Below are 18,888 nucleotides of genomic sequence, written 5' to 3'. Positions count from 1 at the left end.
ATGCTTAAAACATCATTATTTCTTAGACAAAGTTCGCTAAGGTTCTTAATTTTACCAAAAATACTGATAAATGAGTATAGCAGATAACTTATTAAAATATAAAAACGAATTGGATGAGATCGCGGTGAAATTAATTGCCGTCTCTAAATACCAGGAAGCGGCGGCCGTACAGGAAGCTTATGACGCCGGACAAAAGGTATTTGGCGAGAACATCGTACAGGAACTGGTAGAGAAACAAGCACAACTGCCACAAGATATTGAATGGCACCTGATCGGTCATTTACAGACCAATAAGGTCAAATATATTGCCCCTTTCATCAGCCTGATCCAATCTGTTGACAGCTTAAAATTGTTATTGGAAATTGATAAACAAGCGGCAAAAAATAAAAGAGTAATTGATTGCCTGCTTCAGATCTATATCGCAGACGAAGACACGAAGTTTGGTCTGGGCTTTGACGAAGCAATCGAACTGCTGCGCTCAGAAGAATTTGCCGCCCTGAAAAACGTCAGGATCGTCGGCTTAATGGGAATTGCCAGCAATAATGCCCTGGAAAAACAAACCCTTGATGAGTTTACGGAACTGAAAGTCCTTTTTGACGGTATTAAATTGAGCTTCTTCAGAAAAGAAGACAGCTTCAAAGAGGTCTCTATGGGCATGTCCGGAGATTATAAACTGGCCATCGAAGCAGGAAGTACCATGGTTCGCGTGGGCAGCAGTATATTTGGTAAAAGAAAAATTAAACACTGGAAAGAGGAAGCCTAATGGATAACATCATCATCAGAGTTGCAAAACAAGAAGATTGCGCCAGACTTTTAGAACTGATCAATGAACTTGCTATATATGAAAAAGCACCGGAAGAAGTAACTGTAACCCTCGCAGAATTTGAGGATGCCGGATTTGGCGCAACACCGGTATGGAAAGCTTTTGTGGCCGAAGATGAACATCAGATCATCGGCTTTGCCTTATATTACACCAGATATTCGACCTGGAAAGGTTGCCGTTTATACCTGGAAGACTTCCTGGTTACGGAAAGCTACAGAGGGAAAGGTGTAGGGAAAATCCTTTTTGAAACAGTGATGAAAGAAGCACAGGAAAAGAACTATAACGGAATGACCTGGCAGGTGCTCGACTGGAATGAACCGGCGATCAATTTTTACAATAAGTATGCTGCCCAGATTGAAACCGGCTGGTTAAATGCTTCCTTTTCAAAAGAACAGATTTCACAATAATCCGGTGGATACAGATCGACAGGCATGACCTTTGCAGTAAGCAGGGTTGTATTAACTAAATAAAATAACAGATGAAAAGACTAGGTATACTATTGATTTCTTTAAGCGTTATCGCTTGTCAAAGTGAAAAGAAAACAGCCAACTCCGTAGACAGCACTGCCAACAGCAGTTTAACTTACAAGTACGACAGCCTCCAGGTTTTCAGTAAGTCTACTACAGCCGCTGAAAAAGGCAAAGCCGATACCGCTTATGCAAAGATCGTCTATCCGGTATTTTCAAATGAACAATTAAACCAGCTGGTAGAGAAAAAAACCATTGATGCTGCAGGAAATCCAGATAGCCAGAAACCAAAGAATTACAAGGACATGGCCGCTTCTTTTGTTGCAGGTTTTGACCAGGTTAATGCGGATCCGGAAATCGCACAATACGGCGCCTGGTTTTTAGACGATCAAACGAAAGTGCTCGTTAACCAACCGGATTACCTCTGTCTGGAGCATAGTAATGTAAGTTATGCCGGTGGTGCCCATCCAAATAGTGCCATGGTGTACTGGAACCTGGATCCAAAGACCCTGAAAGAAATTACGCTGGAATCGCTGATCAAAGAAGGAAGTCTTCCTGAACTGAATGCTATCGCAGAGAAAATCTTTAGAAAAAATGAGAAGATCAGTCCTGCAACGAGCCTGAAAGACACTTATTTCTTCGAAAAAGATACCTTCGCTTTAAACCGGAACTTTACCATTACTAAAGAAGGATTAAAATTCCTTTACAATCCATACGAAATTAAAGCTTACGCTTATGGAAGCACTGAATTGTTGATTCCCTTCCCTGAACTAAAAGCCGTTGCTAAACCTAATACTTTACTCAGTCCGACACTATAATTATGCTCGTATTTAAATTTGGAGGTGCTTCTGTGAAAGATGCAGAAGGCGTGATCAATCTTGCGCAAATTGTTAAACGCTATCCCAAAGAAAAACTCCTGATCGTGGTCTCTGCGATGGGAAAAATGACCAATAAGCTGGAAGCACTCACCCGCGCCTATTTGCATGGCGAACAGGAAGAAACGCATCAGCTTTTTGAAGAAGTAAAAGCCTATCATTTTGGCATCCTGGAAAAGTTATTCCCGGACCATGAAAATCCGGTATATAATGACATTGCCAATAGCTTTGTGGAGATCGACTGGCTGATTGAAGAAGAGCCGACAGATGCCCCGGATTATATCTATGACCAGATCGTTTCCATCGGTGAAATTGTGTCTACAAAGATCGTGGCCGCCTATTTAAACTTTGCAGGCCACCCTACAAAATGGCTGGATGCCAGAAACTTTATCCAGACCGACAACAATTACCGCGAAGGAAATGTAAACTGGGAGAAAACGGAGGAAGAAATTAAAACCGGGTTAAGCCCTGTTCTCGAGCATCAGATTGGCGTTACCCAGGGTTTTATTGGCGGTACAAGCGAAAACTTCACCACCACCTTAGGGCGTGAAGGATCTGATTACTCGGCAGCGATCTTCGCTTCCTGCCTGAATGCACAATCCTTAACCATCTGGAAAGATGTTCCGGGCGTACTCAATGCAGATCCCAAATGGTTTGATGAAACGGAGCGGATTCCACAGCTGTCTTACCATGATGCCATAGAACTAGCCTATTATGGGGCAACGGTGATCCACCCGAAAACCATTAAGCCAATTCAGAATAAAAACATTCCTTTATATGTGCGTTCTTTCCTTCATCCTGAAGCAGAAGGAACTGACATTACCGCATCGGAAAACCAGTTGCCTGTCCCTTCTTTTATCTTTAAAGTACAGCAGGTCCTGATCTCCATTTTCCCTAAAGATTTCTCTTTCATTATCGAAGAAAACTTAAGCGATATTTTCAGCCTTTTCCATAAGCATAAAGTGAAGATCAATACCATGCTGAACTCTGCCATCAGCTTTTCGGTAAGTATTGATGAGGATCCTGAAAAATTACAAAAACTGATTGAAGCGCTGTCTGTACAGTATAAAGTGAAGTACAATACCGGCCTGGAATTGGTAACCATCAGGTATTACAACCAGCAAACGATTGATCGGGTGACGGTCAATAAAAACATCTTGCTGGAAGTGAAAAGCAGACATACCTGTCAGATTGTAATGAAAGACCAGACTACAGCCTCCTAAATCATCAGCTTTTGAACCCTCATATTTTAGATAGCGAAGTACAACAATACATCAATCATCATTTAAATGATGATGTATCTAAAATCGCTATGGCTAAAAGTCCTTTTCCTGAGGTCAGTTCGAAAGAACTGGCCAACCAGATTGCCGCCAAAAATAAGTCTGTAAAGAAACTACCTACCTGGTATCATCAGGAAGGCATCTATTACCCCCTGCTGCTATCTATTGAGCAATGTTCTTCTGAAAGTACAGCGACCTATAAAGCAAGCCTGACACAAGGAGAAACACTGATAGACCTGACCGGTGGTTTTGGCGTAGACAGCTTTTATTTTTCCAAAAGACTGAAATCTGTGACGCATTGCGAGATCAATGAAGATCTTTCAGCGATTGCAGCCCAGAATGCAAAAGCCCTGGGCCAGGACAACATTCAGTTTCTGGCCACGGATGGCATCGCATACCTGGAAAACACAAAAGCACCATTCGATAATATTTACATTGATCCTGCGAGAAGAAGTCAGGCGGGAAAAGTGTTTATGCTAAAGGATTGTACCCCTGATGTGGTCACCAATCTGGACCTGCTCCTGTCCCATTCCAACAGGGTCATCATCAAAACAGCCCCGCTGCTGGACATTAGCGCGGGTTTAAAGGAACTGAAAAATGTAGCAGAAATCCATGTGGTCAGTGTCAGAAATGAATGCAAAGAACTGCTCTGGATCCTGCAAAAAACAACGGTAGCACAGGTAAAGATCGTCTGTACTACCCTCAATGAACAGGAGAAAAGCTTTAGCTTTTTCAAAGGAGAAGAGGATACTGCTGCAGAAATCACCGCTGTGGAGTTACAACAATACCTTTATGAGCCGGATACCGCCTTGCTTAAAGGAGGCGCATTCAACCTGATTGCTTCCCGTTACGGTCTTCAAAAGCTACATTCACAAACGCAACTTTATACCTCAGCGCATATCGTTCCTGAATTCCCGGGCAGAAGGTTTCGCATCAATCGCCTCCTCCCTTCCACTGAGCTTAAAAAAGAAAAAGATTTAAGGGGAAATGTCATTGCCAGGAACTACCAGGACAAGGCCGAAAACCTCGTAAAGAAGTACAAGGTCAAACCAGACAATCACCGGTTCCTGATTTTCACCCAAAGTAAAAAGGACGGATACCTGATTATTGATGCGACCATCGAGCAGCATTACTAACGCACTATATTTTAACATTCTTTAACATACTTTAACATTTACAAAAGGCTATACTTTAATGATTTAGTTATTTTTGATTAACCAAAAATCAAAACCTTTAATCATGAAAAATTATCGCCGAATCAATAACCTGGTTGGTTTCCTTCTTTTCGGAGTAGCCAGTTTTGTCTACTGGCTGACCATGGAACCTACCGTCAGCTTCTGGGATTGTGGGGAGTTCATTTCCGCCAGTTATAAATTGCAGGTAGGACATCAGCCAGGAGCCCCTTTGTTCATGATGATCGGCAAATTATTTTCTTTTCTCGCCATGGGCGATACCACAAAGGTTGCCTACTGGATGAACTTCAGTTCCGTTTTATTCAGCGGGGCGACGATCATGTTCCTCTATTGGACCATTACCGCATTGGCATCCAAACTCTATTCAAAAGAAAAAAGTAAACTGGAAGTTCTGGGTGTCATTTCTGCAGGTGTGGTGGGTGCATTGGCTTATACCTTTTCCGATACGTTCTGGTTTTCAGCAGTAGAAGCCGAGGTTTATGCCCTCTCTACCCTCTTCACTGCCATCGTCTTCTGGGCAATCCTGAAATGGGAAGCCGACCTGGATAACCGCTGGCTGGTTTTCATTTCCTTTCTTGTCGGTTTATCCATCGGTGCACATTTACTGAGCTTACTGACCATTCCGGCAATTGTATTGGTCTATTACTTCAAAAAAACAAAGCAGGTCACCTGGCTGGGTACATTGAAAGCATTTGCAATGGCCTGCCTGATTGTAGGGACCGTTCAAATTGTGATCGTGCAATACCTGGTATTGTTTGCCGCTAAGTTCGACCTCTTCTTCGTCAACACACTTGGTTTTAGCTTTGGCTATGGCGCAATGACCTTTATCCTCTTGCTCATTGGCGCGATCAGTTATGGCATCTATTATTCTATTCAGCATCGAAAATACAACATGAACCTAAGCTTGTTGTGTCTGGCATTTATACTATTCGGTTTCAGTTCTTACTTTGTTACCCTGATCAGGGCCAATGCCAAACCCAATATCAACCTATCCAATCCAGACAACCCTTTTGCTTTATACAGCTATCTTGGCAGAACCAATTACGGAGAAACCCCGCTGTTGTACGGCAAAACTTTTGATGCCAAACAAACAGACTATAAGGATACCGGAACAGAATACCGCAAAGGAAAAGACCAATATGAAGTTTCCGGTAAATCCTTTAAAGTAAACTATGATAAAAACCTTCTTTTCCCACGTACCCATAGTGGGAAAGACGGACATGCTGCCTATTACAGGCAATGGCTGGGAATGGCAGAAGGCGAGAGCCCAACTTTCCAGCAGAACCTGAGTTTCTTCAGTTCTTATCAGGTCGGCTTTATGTACATGAGGTATTTCCTGTGGAACTTTGTTGGCCGTCAGAACGACATTCAGGGAAATGGAAGTCTGGATGCAGGAAACTGGATCAGTGGAATCAAACCCTTAGATGGATTAAGACTGGGCTCACAAAAGAACCTGCCTCCTTCGATTCAGTCCAACGAAGGACACAATGTTTATTATGGACTGCCCCTGATCCTCGGGATTGCAGGACTCTTCTTCCTTTATAGAAAGAACAAACAAGCCACTTTAGTGATCACTACGCTGTTCTTTTTCACCGGACTGGCGATTATCCTCTACCTCAACCAGGATCCTTTACAACCAAGGGAACGGGACTATGCCTATGTAGGTTCATTTTATGCCTTCTGTATCTTTATTGGATTTGGGGTATTGGCGCTGAAAGAAGCATTACAGCGATTTGCTCCCGGCAGGTTAAGCCTGATCACCGCATCCCTTGTCGCCCTGCTTGCCGTTCCGGTATTAATGGCCAGTCAGGGATGGGACGACCATAACCGTTCTGCGAAAACAACTGCCAGAGATTGGGCACGCAATTACCTGAATTCCTGTGCACCCAATGCCATTCTGTTCACCAATGCAGACAATGATACTTTTGCCATGTGGTATGCCCAGGAAGTAGAAGGAATCCGGACAGATGTCAGGGTGATTTGTATGCAATTTCTAAGCGATGATGATTACATCAATCAATTGAAAAAACAGGTCAACAATTCCGCTCCGCTTCCGGTTACGATGCCCGGCGAGAAATACCAAAAAGGAGTTCGCGACTATATCCCGTATGTTGACTATGGTTTTACCGATAGCGTAGAGCTGAAAGACCTGATGGCGGTGCTGACTTCCGACAATAAAGCCGATAAAATAGAAATGGCTGATGGTTCTTTTGAAAACTTCCTGCCGAGCCGAAAGCTGAAACTGAGTGTAGATGCGGATCAATTGGTAAAAACACAAACGATCAAAGCCGAAGATAAAGAGAAAGCAACCTCAAGCATGGAATGGACAATCGATAAAAAGTTTATCGGCAAGGCAGATCTTGCAGTGTATGATATCCTGATCAATAACAACTGGAAAAGACCGGTTTATTTTGCAGCCAGTTCTTCTCAGGACACCTATATGGGACTGGACAAGTATCTTTATCTGGAAAGTTACGCCTATCGCCTGCTTCCTTTAAAGAGAGATCCGAAAGACACCAGAGATAAATCTCAAATTACAAACACCGAGGTTATGTACGAGAATGTGATGAATAAAATGGATTTTTCAGGTTTCCATAAAGCCAGCTTTCTCGATGAACAAAGTCGCGGGATTGCTCAGGGAACCTGGTCTTCCAATAATACCCTTGCTACAAACCTGATTAATGAGGGCAAAAATAAAGCTGCTCATGCGATCATGCTCAAAAGCGTTAAGGAGCTTCCGCTAAGAAATTATGAAATCCGGGATACGCTCAACAAATTCGATGCGATCAGCATCTTTTACCATCTGAATGACTTGCAGCATGCGAATATGATGGCCAAAGAAACCGTTTCTTTTCTCGATCAGGAGCTGACCTACATCGCTTCTTTATCGCCGGATATTCAGCGCGGCTACCTCAGAAACATACAATGGGGCATGTCTGTCTTGAATGGGCTGGATCAGGAAACGGAGAAAAGCAAACAAACAGCACTGAATAAGGAGATTAAAGACAAGTTCAAAAACTTCGAAAGCATATTTACAAGATCACTCGGATAGTGATGCAGAAAAGAGGCTCTTTTTATAAAAGGGCCTCTTTTTTATAATTATAAAGTCTGTTTGCAAAGCCAGGATCTAAGCCCTGTCCGGGAGAAATTTCCATGAAATACTCCAGTTGCCATTTCTGGGTTTTCATCGCCTGTTTATTAGTTGTCACATCCCATGGGGGATAAACACGAATTGCGCGTTTACCTTCTTTCCCATTATTACTGATGATGCCATGTTTAATCAAAGCCAATTTAGGAAAAACAAATTGCCCAAAGTGATGCGCTGTTCTTGTGCTGACCAGGAACAGGTCAATTTCATCAGCTACCTGATAAGGCTCGATTGGGCCTGCCCCTTTTCTCTTCCAGAGTGTTACAAACTGACCGGTTTTAGTTGGGGTAATCTTAGCTACCCGAAACCTTACTGCCAATCCGTTGAGTTTAAATGAACAAGCCCCATATTCAGCACTTTCCGGTTCGATAATTACTGGGCTGGATTCAAAGCCGAGGTGATCAAACACCTGTTCTTTAAGGATCAGCAAATCAGGAGGTAGCGTCATGGTATAAAATAAAAACCCTGCAATAACCAATCAGATTGATGCAGGGTGATGGTGTAAATTGAATAAATCTTATTTATTTGGCTGAGGTGTAGTTCTCAGATAAGGTTTGATCACTTTGTGTCCTTTAGGGAATTTAGCAGGAATATCTTCCGTTTTAATGCTGTTCATCACGACTACATCATCGCCATCTTTCCAGTCGGCCGGAGTGGCAACGCTATAATTTGCAGTCAGCTGAAGTGAATCGATCACCCTCAATACTTCATTGAAATTTCTTCCGGTAGAAGCAGGATAAGTCAGCATCAGTTTCACCTTTTTATCCGGGGAAATGATGAACAAAGAGCGTACGGTTAAAGTTTCTGATGCATTTGGATGAATCATATCATACAGGTCTGCTACTTTTTTATCTTCATCAGCGATGATCGGGAATTCTACGTTTGTATTTTGTGTTTCGTTAATGTCACTGATCCATCCTTTATGTGATTCTGCAGAATCTACACTCAGGGCCAGAACTTTCACGTTTCTTTTTTCGAACTCACCTTTCAACGCAGCTGTACGACCAAGTTCGGTAGTACATACCGGTGTATAATCCGCAGGGTGAGAGAATAAAACACCCCAGCTGTCTCCTAAGAATTCATAAAAATCGATCTCACCAATAGAGGTATCTGCTTTAAAGTTGGGAGCTGCGTCCCCTATTCTTAAACTCATAATGTTGTGGTTTTAGGGTATAAATATAATATCTACAAATTTAGTATACTTTTTAGAATAATTGTGTCTGTTTTGTAATATCTTCCTCTTTATCGCCAAGAAAAGAAATTTCAGCGATCTGACTTCCCAAATGTTTGTTAAAAGCTTTTATGGTATAGTTTGCCAGAATCGGGGTGTCTTTCTCATCATGTTGATGAAGGAAGAAATAAACCTTTTCCAGGCCCTGTCCCATCCATGTTTTGATCCGCGCTACCCATTCATCAATCCTGGCTTCATCTGAGGCCTTATGTTCCTGTCCATTGCCTACAAAGCGGATAAAGATCTCCGGAGTACTCAATTCCATATGAACGCAATCTCTTCTGCCACTGGCATCGGTAATCACTGCTCCTTTATTCAGCTTTGCCAGCATTTCAAAAAGACGGCTTCGGTTTTCCGCTATAGAGAACCACTCTGCATGCCTCAACTCGACAAATACCGAAAGATCTGTGGGCAGGTATTTTAAGAATTCTTCCAGCACATCAATATTCTTAGGGCCAAAATTATCGCCCATCTGCAAAAAACATGGCCCAAGGTATTTTCCAAATTCAGAGATGTTCGCCAGGAAAAGATCTGTCGGCTCCTCCGCACCTTTAAGCCTTTTGATATGGCTGATGGTTCTGGAGAACTTAGGACAAAACAGAAAGTTATTATTGGAATTTGCCTCTGCTTTTTCCTTCCATTTCCGGATCAGGTCCTGGTTAGGGATACTATAAAATACGGCATTCAGCTCGATGGAATTGAAGTGTTTCACATACTCATCCAGAAAATTGGCTTCCTTGGTTTTAGGCGGATAGATCATATTTACCCATTCCTTCCTCCCCCATTTGGCACAGCCTACATAGCATTCAGACTGCTTTGACGACGCCTTACCTTTCAGCGTTTTACGGGTTTGTTCACCATCTTCGGGCAAGCTGAAATCTACTGTTTTAAGCTCCTCATCGGAAACCTTTCCAAAATCCATATTGTTTTTATTTAAATAAAGCCAGCGAATTGCTATCTGTAAAACTATGAAATTTCAGGAATTGTTTAATTATTTTCATCAGTATATATTTACTTTTTATCGGTTATGAAGCTATCATAAGCATATTATTCATTGTTTTTTGTAAGCGGTATGCTTATGATGGTTTCAGTTCTTTTATCCGGCTTTTGCTGATGATAGGTTTTGCTGTCTTCAGGCGCTTCCTCCCGCTGGAACATCCCGTAATCTCTCCGCACCTGAGCAATCCTCAGCCGGTAATCCTTAAATACCCCATTTCTTCCTTTGGATTGCGTTTCCCGGTGTGCATCCAGGCTTCTCCATTCCTGAATGGCTGTTTCGCTTTCCCAAAATGACAAGGACAATATTTTTTCAGGTTGATAAATGCTTTGAAACCGCTCGATAGAAATAAAGCCTTTTATTTTCTCCAATTCCGGCTTAAGCTGTAAAGCCAGGTCTAAATAGGTTTCTTTAAAACCATCAGCAGGAATAACCTCAAAAATCACAGCAAGCGCATGTTCGTTCGACGCTTTCTTCGCCATCCCTGATTGTAAGAAATGAAGTGTTTCTTCATACAATTGATAACGGCTTTTCTCCAAATGCATCACATGTGTTCCTTTTTCAATGACTACATATTTTTTTTGAGGAGATTGCTTCATCGCAGAGAAGAGTTTTTCTGCATCAGCAGCATTCGGATACTGATCCCATTCCCCCCTGATCAGCAAAACAGGGATGCGGAGCTCAGCAGGGCGATAATAAGCCTGGCCATGCAGCAGGTCTTCCATATCCTGTAAGGGACCCGAAGGAAAATGCCCTTCCCATAAATCTTCCCAGGTCCCGAATATTTCCGGTTCCAGGCGACAAGCTTCGTCTTCAGGAGTTAAAGATTTCATCGCCTCAATCCGCGCGCTTGCAGTCATCCGCTCATAGCGATGCTTAATGATAAGGGGGTCTGTTGTCGCGGCCCTTTCTGTAATCGCTGCAAACAGTACCAGACGGGAAAGCTTATCCGGAAATTTTGTCGCATAAAGCACTGCAACAGAAGCGCCCCAGGAATGACCGATCAAATATACTTTTGATTTCCCCGTTCTTTTAAGAATGAGGTCAACAGCTTGATCTACATCTTTATAAAGCGCTGCAGCTCTTCCTAAAAGCTCCCCTGCAGCCGCGTTCTCTTCGATCTCAGGATACCGGTCGGCATTTCCATAACCTAAAAAATCCAGTGCATAGACCTCATAGCCATTTTCAGTCAAATGGTCCATCCAGGAATAATTATTCATTCGGAATCCAAAAGACTGTGCCGAAGGAAAAGAAGAGCCATGCAGCATCAATACCGCGTAGTCGTTGGAGGTTGTCTTTGCTGCTTTGTACCGCAGGGCGATTTTTAACGGAGCGAAATGGCTCTCTGTTCTTAAAATTTCATCATCATTCATTAAACAAAGTTGAGAAATCATTACCTTCCACACTTCATTCTGTACTTAACTATAGCTGTAATCAAATGAAACAAGAGATTGCTTATATTACCTCTCTGATTGGCGATCCGGTACGCACAAAAATACTGTGGACGCTACTGGATGGCAGGGCTTATACTGCCACTGAACTGGCCATCTGTGCAGATACCTCTCCACAAAACATGAGCATGCACCTGGGCAAATTGCTGCAAGCCAATTTACTGGTGGCTGAACCACAGGGAAGACATAAATATTATCGTTTCTCCCGACCAGAAGTTGCTTATGCGATTGAAGCCATTGGCAATCTTATTCCAGACGAAAAACATAGAAAAATCGTTGGCAATACCAGCAATGCAGCGATAAAACATTGCAGGACCTGCTACGATCATCTGGCAGGTGAAGTAGGTGTTTTACTCACCGCAGAATTTATTCAACAAAAATTCATTGAACAGGAAGGAAAAACTTATCTGGTGACGGAGAAAGGCAGCGCTTTTTTCTCCGAATTTGACATCGATACGGATGAACTTAAAAAGTCGCGCAGAATCTTTGCTAAACCCTGTTTAGACTGGACGGAAAGAAAACCACATCTTGCCGGTGCACTTGGTGCCGCCTTTCTGGAAAAGATGTTGTTGTCTGATTATTTCAGAAAGACGAAAGGTTCCAGAGCCATTGTCATCACTGCTAAAGGGCGACAACAATTGTACGACAGGTTTAAAATCTCCACATAAAAGCAGGTCTTTAAAACAAAAACCCCGAAACACAATTCAGCATTTCGGGGTTTTCAATTTCTTTTCCCTGTTCTATTTATAAACCTTGATCATAAATACATAATCCTGGATTTTCTCAACCTGTTTGTTTCTGCTCAGGCCTTGTAAAGAATTCCTTTTGTTAAAGGCTACTTTTTTACCCAGAGAATCATTAGGAATTGAGTTTAAAGCTTCCTGAATGTATTTCGATTTGATGGCAAATGTAGCACCATCCACTTGTTTTTCTTTCGCAGAGATCACTCCGATGATATTTCCCTGATGGTCTAATAAAGGACCACCGCTATTTCCCGGATTAACCGGAATAGATACCTGATATTGTGTGGTATCTCCGTTATAACCGCTTCTTGAACTGATGTACCCTTCGCCGAAGACTGCATCATCCTTAGGGAAACCAAGGGTATATACGATTTCTCCCATTCCATTTCCACTTTGTTTCAATCGGTAAGGAAGGTTAGACAGCGGGCTAAATGATTTGTCAATTATTTTTAAGATGGCCAGGTCATATTGAGAATCTGTTCTCACTACTTTAGCCTTATAAGAATCTCCTTTATTGTCCTGAACATATACAGAATCAGCGCCATCTACCACATGCAGATTGGTCAGCAGGTAACCATTTGCCGTTAAAGCGAATCCTGTACCGCCATAATTAGCTGGTTTCACATTCTTAGTTGCATTTGGTGTAGTCTTAGAGTTGATGATTCTGATCAGGCTGCTTTGAGAATTTTTGATTTTCGCCATTTCTCTGCTCATCAGTTCTACGCTACCAATTTGTTTGGTATTCTGTTGGATCGAATAAACCGTTACAATCGTTAACAAGATAAACGAAGCGGCCACAGCGATTGCGGCTTTATTCTTGCGCCACATGTTAATAATAAAAGAAGGATGAGGTCTTAGTTCTTCGGTTAAAGTCTCCACGTCGATCTGTGCATGTGCACGGTCCATCTTCGCCTTTAAATCCAATACCTCTGCATATTTTCCTAAAGACTCCAGAAAAACTTTGTGCGCTACCACTTTATGATCCACAATTGGATCATTTTTGCGAAGCTGCTCAAATGCTGTTCTTTCCGCTTCAGAAAGTTTACCATTTAAATAATCCTCAATTATACCCTCTAACTCAATCTCGTTTCTCATATCACCTTTAAACTTGAAAAAACAACTTCTTCAACCGCTGTAAGCATTTATATTTTTGAGTTTTGGCATTGTCCGTATTGGTGTAGCCAAATTTCTCGCAAATGTCCTGCATCGAGAGGTTGTTGATGTAAAAATCCTGAATAATCGTTTTGCAGGGTTCACCTAAATGAAGGAGTGCATCTTGCATTTTATCAAACTGCTTGTCCTTTTCTTCGTGCTGTTCCACATCTACCTCTACTGCCATTACATCCTCAAAGTCCGAAATGTTGCTGGTCTTCTTGCTTTGCTGTGAAAGCTTTTTCAACCAGATTCTTCTGCAAACTGAGTATATATAGGTTTTAAGTTTACTGCTCAATTCAAAATTTCCGCCTTTTATTTTATTATATAAAACGATGATTCCTTCCTGATACACGTCTTTTGCATCATCTTCACCACCGTTATTATTTAAAATAAACTGTAAAATCATCGGGAAATACCCCGTGTACAACTTATTTAGCGCATCTTCTGAGTCATTTAGTATCCCTAAAACTACCTCTCTATCTGTTGGAACTGAACTGCTTAACTTATTACTCACCAATTAATACATTTATACGTGAATGGTAACCCAATGATAGCCAAAAAAAATTTACTTTTTTCTCATCCACCACTTAATACAGTATTAACGTCAACAGTAACCCAAAACGTCAATAAAAATATTTTTATTTTTTTTTCAGATTGATGGGTTACCTTTTAATCTTTCCCGTATTAATCAGCAAAATTAATTAATTATTTAAAATAGAATTAGAATGAAAAACGCATTTAAATTTGGCTTTGTAGCTTTAGCAATCTCTTTATCAGTAGCAGCTTGTTCATCAGAAAAAAAAGGTGAATCAACTGATACTACTTTAACTGATTCAGGTGCAGTTGTTACTACTGTTGATACTAACGTTGTTGATTCAACTGTAAAAGACACTACTGTTAAAACTACTACAGTTGCTGTTGACACTGTAAAAAAATAAGCTGAATAAACTTATAACAAAAAAGGCGCTGGAAATTTCCAGCGCCTTTTTTGTTATTCACCTATACTCTGCGAGTGGGTCTACTATATTCTACCTCCCAATCATCGGATCATATAACTTTCCCCCATAATCGTACTGCTCTAGTTATCTCAATTTTGCTATCTAATCTCACTGATACCTTTTTAACACTTTTCTTTCTAATAGATTACTCGGCCATATTTCAATCTTATAAAAATCATCTCCCTTATCTCCGACAACACTATCCAGATTTGAAGAATACACTCTAATTCTGTATTTACCTGGTTTTAACTTAATTTCTAGTTCATTATTAAAATCCAGGCAGCCTACAACTTGTAAACTCCCAGACTTTAACTCAACCCCTCCCTCAACAACATGGTCATATAAGTTAGGATCGTATTGATTATTTACTGAATCCAAAACAATTAACTCACCTTTAACTGGTCCGTAGCATTCTGTTGCAATACCAATAATTCCATCTTCCATTGCTAACCTATCGCTGTTAGCCATTTTAGTCCAAAAATCGTCAGAATCAGTTCTTCCCTCTGAAGTTTTATCCTGGATATAAAATTGGTGGTATTCTGTATAGAAATTAAATGGATAATTCATCTTAATTCTCAAGTTTAAATAACCGCATGACTGAAAAATAAATAATAATAAAATAAATTTAGTATCGTATATCATTATAACTCTGCATTATTTCAATTTTGATTATACCTTTCGAAGTCATTTAACAATGTATGATCAAATATTGGAAGTGAGATTGTCATGATACTTTTATCGACAGTATCCCCTATAACACAGGTATTTCTGTTAACTATATTTAAAATATAATCCTCAATCAATATCCTGAATACTGCTTTAACACATTCCATTTCGTTGTACTATCTGGCCATATCTCTATCAAATAACGATCATCTCCTTCTTGCTCGCTAAAATCACTTGTTTTTAATCCAGAAGAGTAAACTCTTACACCGTAAATTCCAGGTTTTATTCTTTTTTTAAATTCAACGTGAGAATTTGGACAATCTAAAATCTGAATCTCACCAGTATGTACATCTAAGCCCGCTTCAACTATATGATCGTATTTATCATAGTCTATTTCTTCTCTTTTCATATTCAGAAAGGCCATTTCTCCTCTAATGTGCCCATAGCTTCCCGTTTTAACTATTAATGTGTTTTTAGCTTGTATTAACCGCCCCTCAGACTCCTCCTTGGGCCACTCCAATGCTCCCGGTGTTAACGCTATTTTGCCATTATCACTTGTTAAGTAAAAACCACTGTATTGTGTTTGAAAATCAAATTTATATTTCATTGTATTTTTGTTTTTATATAAGCCACACGATTGAAATATAGCAATAACAATCAAAGTGTAGAAAAATCTATTTGGTTTCATAATTCCATGTTATTACGGTTAGTATCTCGATTGTATTTATTAAAATCATTTAATAACGTTGGATCAAAAATTGGAAGCAACATTCTCATTATTCCATTCCATAATGGTTTTAGAGCTGGTACTGGACGAGGAGCTGGCAATGGAAAAGGCACTGTAACTGGTTTTCTTTCTGCATCAGGTTCTTTGTCTTTTGGAACTGGCAATACTAAAAAAGCTTCACCTTGCTTCATTGTCATGTACAAAGGCCCAAGTTCCGCATAACCTTGTCTCTCATTTTGATCTTTAGGTACATAAGCAACATCTGCACCTAATCCTCCCTCAAAGGTCGAGGCATAAGGATATTCATCTTTTACTAAGCCTTCAGAAAATCTTGACGGGTATAATCCTGTCGCCTCACGTCTCCTCCTCGCTTGTCGCTTTTTATCACTATCATAGTGTAAAATTGCTGGTTTGCCTTTTCTAAGTGAATTCAAAGTATGTCTGTATATATCAGGAGTTAGTGCCTCAGTTACATAATGGATCTTTAGAGATCCTGTTTGTCTATACTGTTCCTGGAGCGCAGTTAAAGCGAACCTTGCATCTTCTCCAGTATAAGATATTCCCCACCAATAATTATATATTTCCTTACCATCAGGATCAATAAATCTGATCGGATTGTTGATTGCATAATTATATGGAGACCATCGTCTTGACTTCTCAGCCAACGCATCAACCACAATCCACCTTCCTATCACCGGATCGTAGAACCTCGCCCCGTAATCGTACTGTCCCAATCCTCCCTGCAACTCCTTGCCATTATAAAGATAATTATTTTTTGCCCCCAGCAGGTAGCTGTTAAACGTCTTTCCAAAAGGATAATAATCATCATGCTGCACATCCCTTGCTGCCCCGCTGTAGATGTCAAAGCTCAGACGGGTATTCCCCAGATGGTCCTGAAGGTTATACTCATACAGGTAGCTGGCCCCACTCTTCCTTGCCCTTCCTTCTTCGGTCTGAATGAAATCTATTACCCCTGAAGTGTAATGAATACCATCAATATAATCTGTTGTTACACCGGTGTTTACAGTCCTAAGTTTTCTTCCGGCAGCATCATAGGTATAGGTAATTGGAGTTCCTCCGCTTACCGTCTTTGGCAGGTTCAGGTAGTTGTAGGTAAAGGTATTGGTGCCATCGGTTAGTACATTCCCATTTAAATCATAGGTGTAAGTCCTGCTGACCCCACCACTCACACTGCTCAGCCTGTTTCCATTATAACTGTAAGTTTGGGCGGTACCATTGTCCCTGGTCAGTGTCAGGATATTTCCCATCGCATCATAGCTGATGTTCTTTTCGTCATTTCCTGTACCGGAGATCCCTGACAGCAGCCGGTTCAGCTGATCGTAATTATAAGTGTAGTTCTTCGTCAGGCTTCCCGGTGTTCCCCAGAGCTGCCCGGTAATGTCTCCGTTATACCTTGGTGTAGTCCCATCGTTGTATTTCAGCTGCATGGCAAAGAGTGCTGCACTTTTCCCTGTCAGCCATCCCCTGGAGTTGTAGGACATGGTGGTCGTGTGCAGACCATTATTCAGTTTTTTGCTGAGCAACTGTCCCAGTTCGTTATAACCCAATTCTGAAAGCAAAACCTCGGCATCGGTATTGATCTTTTCATAAGTTTTGGTTTTCCTTCCGGCGTGGTCATATTCATAACGCATGGCAACGGTCACACTGCCCCCGCTGCTGGTATGTGTCCGGGTACTGGCCGTCAGTTCATCAGCAAAGTTCCAGGTATTCACCACCCGGTCCGTTCCTCCAAGCTGGTGATCGCTGATACTTTCCTTCAACCTCCCCCGTTCGTCATAATAATTCACCGTCAGCAGCATTGTCGAAGTGCCCAGGATATTCACCTTACTTCCCGTAGCCAGCCCTTGGGTACGGCTGGTGACCGTCTGGGTGGCATTGTAAGTACTGGTCTTCCCCGGGATGGTATAATTGTTATAATAACTGATCAGTAAGGTCTGGCTGAGTACCGATGGATAAGTATTTGCCGTATACCCTGTGCCTGTGGCAATCCGGGTTTCCCACAAATCGGGATCTGCATCCACAGCGGCCTGTTGTGTACTGCGGTAAGCGGTATTGGGCGTACTTCCGGTATGATCGTAAATCCCGGTCATCACCTGCCTTCCGGTATTATCGTATTTAAAGACCGTCCACTGCTGGGGAGAAATGGACCGCTGCATGGCGTCCTGGCTCATCACCAACCTGCCCGTCTTGTTGTACACAAAGAACTCCCAGCCTTTCCCCGGGATCTTCTTCTCGGTCACCAGTCTTTTTCCGTTATACCGGTAAGCATAGATGAATTGGTCAAATCCTGCATCACTTTCAACAAAGCTGGTTGCCGTAAATCCCGGTGGAATCACATAACGGAGGTTGCTGAGTTCATCATAGACGTAATAAGTATTCAGGAAACTGCCCCCATTTTGAAGCCGTTTTAGCACTACCCTTCCCTGGTAGTCTTTATACTCCATCGTCTTGTTCCCGTTTTCATCCGTCAGGGTATCCACATATAACCTCGCCTTTGGATAATAGGTACTTCCGGTAGCGCCATTACTGGTTACGACCCATTTTCTCACATCATTAACTGCATTAGCAGCATAGCCTTTGCGAAAAGTATGCGTCCCGCCAATCTTCCAGTCTCCCCCCGGAAAGCCTTCCTGCTGTACCCGGTCCAGCGGAGAAGCTTCGAATTTGGTTTCCGAATAAGCGACCTGTCCTGATCCTGAGGGAATACTGATTACACCGGAAGGCGGGCTGTTGTAAAATGATTGCTGACTGCTGATTGCTGCAGCCCGGTAATTACCGGTGGAAGTTCCGTTATCCGTGTAGGAAAGGTATTTCTTTACTTCACGCCCGTAATTATCATAGGCAAAAGGCTGGATCATATCCTTTCCTAGTGGACTGCCCTGGTACTGGACATTCTGTAAGGGACGCCCAAGCCCGTCCAGGTAGGCAACACCCACCCTTGCCTTGGTTTTATCAGAGATGACTGCGTTAAGCGCAGTTTCTGTGGTTATTCCGCTGATCAGCACTTTAGCCGTTTTCACATAATTCTGATCGGCTGACTGGGCCTGGGTAAATAAAGGAGCCATTAAAACCATTAACAGCATCCTGAATATGGAAATGTATTTCATGGTGGA

The 18,888-nt window shown here is 41.8% G+C and carries 17 protein-coding genes; 8 read left to right on the top strand and 9 right to left on the bottom strand.

The window, feature by feature from the left end; all coding sequences use genetic code 11:
- The first annotated feature begins 70 nt into the window (after window positions 1–70).
- The 6 genes from AAFF35_RS07870 (at window position 71) to AAFF35_RS07845 (ending at window position 7,690) form a co-directional block, all read left to right on the top strand.
- On the top strand, window positions 71–763 hold the full coding sequence (locus AAFF35_RS07870) for a YggS family pyridoxal phosphate-dependent enzyme (protein ID WP_342331878.1): 693 nt from the start codon (window positions 71–73) through the stop codon (window positions 761–763).
- Entirely contained in the window at window positions 763–1,230 is a 468-nt protein-coding gene (locus AAFF35_RS07865) for a GNAT family N-acetyltransferase (RefSeq protein ID WP_342331877.1), read from the top strand. The genes AAFF35_RS07870 and AAFF35_RS07865 overlap by 1 nt, the downstream gene beginning before the upstream one ends.
- 71 nt (window positions 1,231–1,301) lie before the next feature.
- The gene (locus tag AAFF35_RS07860) at window positions 1,302–2,108 is read left to right on the top strand and encodes an RsiV family protein (RefSeq protein WP_342331876.1); all 807 of its coding nucleotides are present in this window, start codon (window positions 1,302–1,304) and stop codon (window positions 2,106–2,108) included.
- Window positions 2,109–2,110: 2 nt separating this feature from the next.
- Window positions 2,111–3,388 (top strand): aspartate kinase, encoded by a 1,278-nt coding sequence (locus AAFF35_RS07855; RefSeq protein WP_342331875.1) that lies wholly within the window; start codon window positions 2,111–2,113, stop codon window positions 3,386–3,388.
- Window positions 3,389–3,399: 11 nt separating this feature from the next.
- Complete coding sequence (locus AAFF35_RS07850; RefSeq protein ID WP_342331874.1) at window positions 3,400–4,581, top strand: hypothetical protein; 1,182 nt, start codon at window positions 3,400–3,402, stop codon at window positions 4,579–4,581.
- Window positions 4,582–4,684: 103 nt separating this feature from the next.
- Entirely contained in the window at window positions 4,685–7,690 is a 3,006-nt protein-coding gene (locus AAFF35_RS07845; RefSeq protein WP_342331873.1) for a DUF2723 domain-containing protein, read from the top strand.
- A 22-nt stretch (window positions 7,691–7,712) separates the two neighbouring features.
- Here AAFF35_RS07845 and AAFF35_RS07840 read toward each other — a convergent pair whose 3' ends face one another.
- From AAFF35_RS07840 to AAFF35_RS07825, 4 genes are all read right to left on the bottom strand, one after another.
- A complete protein-coding gene (locus AAFF35_RS07840; protein ID WP_342331872.1) occupies window positions 7,713–8,234 on the bottom strand; it encodes a MepB family protein in 522 nt (173 codons plus the stop codon).
- A 69-nt stretch (window positions 8,235–8,303) separates the two neighbouring features.
- Window positions 8,304–8,939: a peroxiredoxin gene (locus AAFF35_RS07835; RefSeq protein ID WP_342331871.1), complete on the bottom strand. Its 636-nt coding sequence runs from the start codon at window positions 8,937–8,939 to the stop codon at window positions 8,304–8,306.
- Window positions 8,940–8,991: 52 nt separating this feature from the next.
- Window positions 8,992–9,939, bottom strand: a complete 948-nt coding sequence (locus AAFF35_RS07830) for a DUF72 domain-containing protein (protein WP_342331870.1) — start codon at window positions 9,937–9,939, stop codon at window positions 8,992–8,994.
- Window positions 9,940–10,064: 125 nt separating this feature from the next.
- Window positions 10,065–11,387: an alpha/beta fold hydrolase gene (locus AAFF35_RS07825; RefSeq protein ID WP_342331869.1), complete on the bottom strand. Its 1,323-nt coding sequence runs from the start codon at window positions 11,385–11,387 to the stop codon at window positions 10,065–10,067.
- Between the two features lie 65 nt (window positions 11,388–11,452).
- On the opposite strand from AAFF35_RS07825, the gene AAFF35_RS07820 reads away from it, so the two are divergent.
- Window positions 11,453–12,133 (top strand): winged helix-turn-helix domain-containing protein, encoded by a 681-nt coding sequence (locus tag AAFF35_RS07820; protein WP_342331868.1) that lies wholly within the window; start codon window positions 11,453–11,455, stop codon window positions 12,131–12,133.
- A 72-nt stretch (window positions 12,134–12,205) separates the two neighbouring features.
- On the opposite strand, the gene AAFF35_RS07815 is transcribed toward AAFF35_RS07820, so the two are convergent.
- On the bottom strand, window positions 12,206–13,303 hold the full coding sequence (locus tag AAFF35_RS07815; RefSeq protein WP_342331867.1) for a serine protease: 1,098 nt from the start codon (window positions 13,301–13,303) through the stop codon (window positions 12,206–12,208).
- A 7-nt stretch (window positions 13,304–13,310) separates the two neighbouring features.
- Complete coding sequence (locus tag AAFF35_RS07810) at window positions 13,311–13,877, bottom strand: sigma-70 family RNA polymerase sigma factor (RefSeq protein WP_342331866.1); 567 nt, start codon at window positions 13,875–13,877, stop codon at window positions 13,311–13,313.
- 211 nt (window positions 13,878–14,088) lie between these two features.
- On the opposite strand from AAFF35_RS07810, the gene AAFF35_RS07805 reads away from it, so the two are divergent.
- Entirely contained in the window at window positions 14,089–14,301 is a 213-nt protein-coding gene (locus AAFF35_RS07805) for a hypothetical protein (RefSeq protein ID WP_069380494.1), read from the top strand.
- Window positions 14,302–14,469: 168 nt separating this feature from the next.
- On the opposite strand, the gene AAFF35_RS07800 is transcribed toward AAFF35_RS07805, so the two are convergent.
- The 3 genes from AAFF35_RS07800 to AAFF35_RS07790 form a co-directional block, all read right to left on the bottom strand.
- Window positions 14,470–14,928: a hypothetical protein gene (locus AAFF35_RS07800; protein ID WP_342331865.1), complete on the bottom strand. Its 459-nt coding sequence runs from the start codon at window positions 14,926–14,928 to the stop codon at window positions 14,470–14,472.
- A 232-nt stretch (window positions 14,929–15,160) separates the two neighbouring features.
- Window positions 15,161–15,715: a hypothetical protein gene (locus AAFF35_RS07795; RefSeq protein ID WP_342331864.1), complete on the bottom strand. Its 555-nt coding sequence runs from the start codon at window positions 15,713–15,715 to the stop codon at window positions 15,161–15,163.
- Complete coding sequence (locus AAFF35_RS07790) at window positions 15,712–18,882, bottom strand: DUF6443 domain-containing protein (RefSeq protein WP_342331863.1); 3,171 nt, start codon at window positions 18,880–18,882, stop codon at window positions 15,712–15,714. Before AAFF35_RS07790 ends, AAFF35_RS07795 begins: the two co-directional genes overlap by 4 nt.
- Window positions 18,883–18,888 lie beyond the last annotated feature (6 nt).

This window comes from Pedobacter sp. FW305-3-2-15-E-R2A2 (genome assembly GCF_038446955.1).
Classification (GTDB): Bacteria; Bacteroidota; Bacteroidia; order Sphingobacteriales; family Sphingobacteriaceae; genus Pedobacter.
The sequence above is the reverse complement of the archived record's forward strand: the minus strand, read 5'-3'. Positions and strand labels throughout refer to the sequence as shown.

Bases quoted from the DNA above. Each gene is read 5' to 3' on its own strand.
- AAFF35_RS07790 (WP_342331863.1), bottom strand. From the start codon at position 18,882: ATGAAATACATTTCCATATTCAGGATGCTGTTAATGGTTTTAATGGCT.
- AAFF35_RS07825 (WP_342331869.1), bottom strand. From the start codon at position 11,387: ATGAATGATGATGAAATTTTAAGAACAGAGAGCCATTTCGCTCCGTTA.
- AAFF35_RS07815 (WP_342331867.1), bottom strand. From the start codon at position 13,303: ATGAGAAACGAGATTGAGTTAGAGGGTATAATTGAGGATTATTTAAAT.
- AAFF35_RS07805 (WP_069380494.1), top strand. From the start codon at position 14,089: ATGAAAAACGCATTTAAATTTGGCTTTGTAGCTTTAGCAATCTCTTTA.
- AAFF35_RS07800 (WP_342331865.1), bottom strand. From the start codon at position 14,928: ATGAATTATCCATTTAATTTCTATACAGAATACCACCAATTTTATATC.
- AAFF35_RS07855 (WP_342331875.1), top strand. From the start codon at position 2,111: ATGCTCGTATTTAAATTTGGAGGTGCTTCTGTGAAAGATGCAGAAGGC.
- AAFF35_RS07860 (WP_342331876.1), top strand. From the start codon at position 1,302: ATGAAAAGACTAGGTATACTATTGATTTCTTTAAGCGTTATCGCTTGT.
- AAFF35_RS07845 (WP_342331873.1), top strand. From the start codon at position 4,685: ATGAAAAATTATCGCCGAATCAATAACCTGGTTGGTTTCCTTCTTTTC.
- AAFF35_RS07795 (WP_342331864.1), bottom strand. From the start codon at position 15,715: ATGAAACCAAATAGATTTTTCTACACTTTGATTGTTATTGCTATATTT.
- AAFF35_RS07835 (WP_342331871.1), bottom strand. From the start codon at position 8,939: ATGAGTTTAAGAATAGGGGACGCAGCTCCCAACTTTAAAGCAGATACC.
- AAFF35_RS07865 (WP_342331877.1), top strand. From the start codon at position 763: ATGGATAACATCATCATCAGAGTTGCAAAACAAGAAGATTGCGCCAGA.
- AAFF35_RS07840 (WP_342331872.1), bottom strand. From the start codon at position 8,234: ATGACGCTACCTCCTGATTTGCTGATCCTTAAAGAACAGGTGTTTGAT.
- AAFF35_RS07870 (WP_342331878.1), top strand. From the start codon at position 71: ATGAGTATAGCAGATAACTTATTAAAATATAAAAACGAATTGGATGAG.
- AAFF35_RS07830 (WP_342331870.1), bottom strand. From the start codon at position 9,939: ATGGATTTTGGAAAGGTTTCCGATGAGGAGCTTAAAACAGTAGATTTC.
- AAFF35_RS07820 (WP_342331868.1), top strand. From the start codon at position 11,453: ATGAAACAAGAGATTGCTTATATTACCTCTCTGATTGGCGATCCGGTA.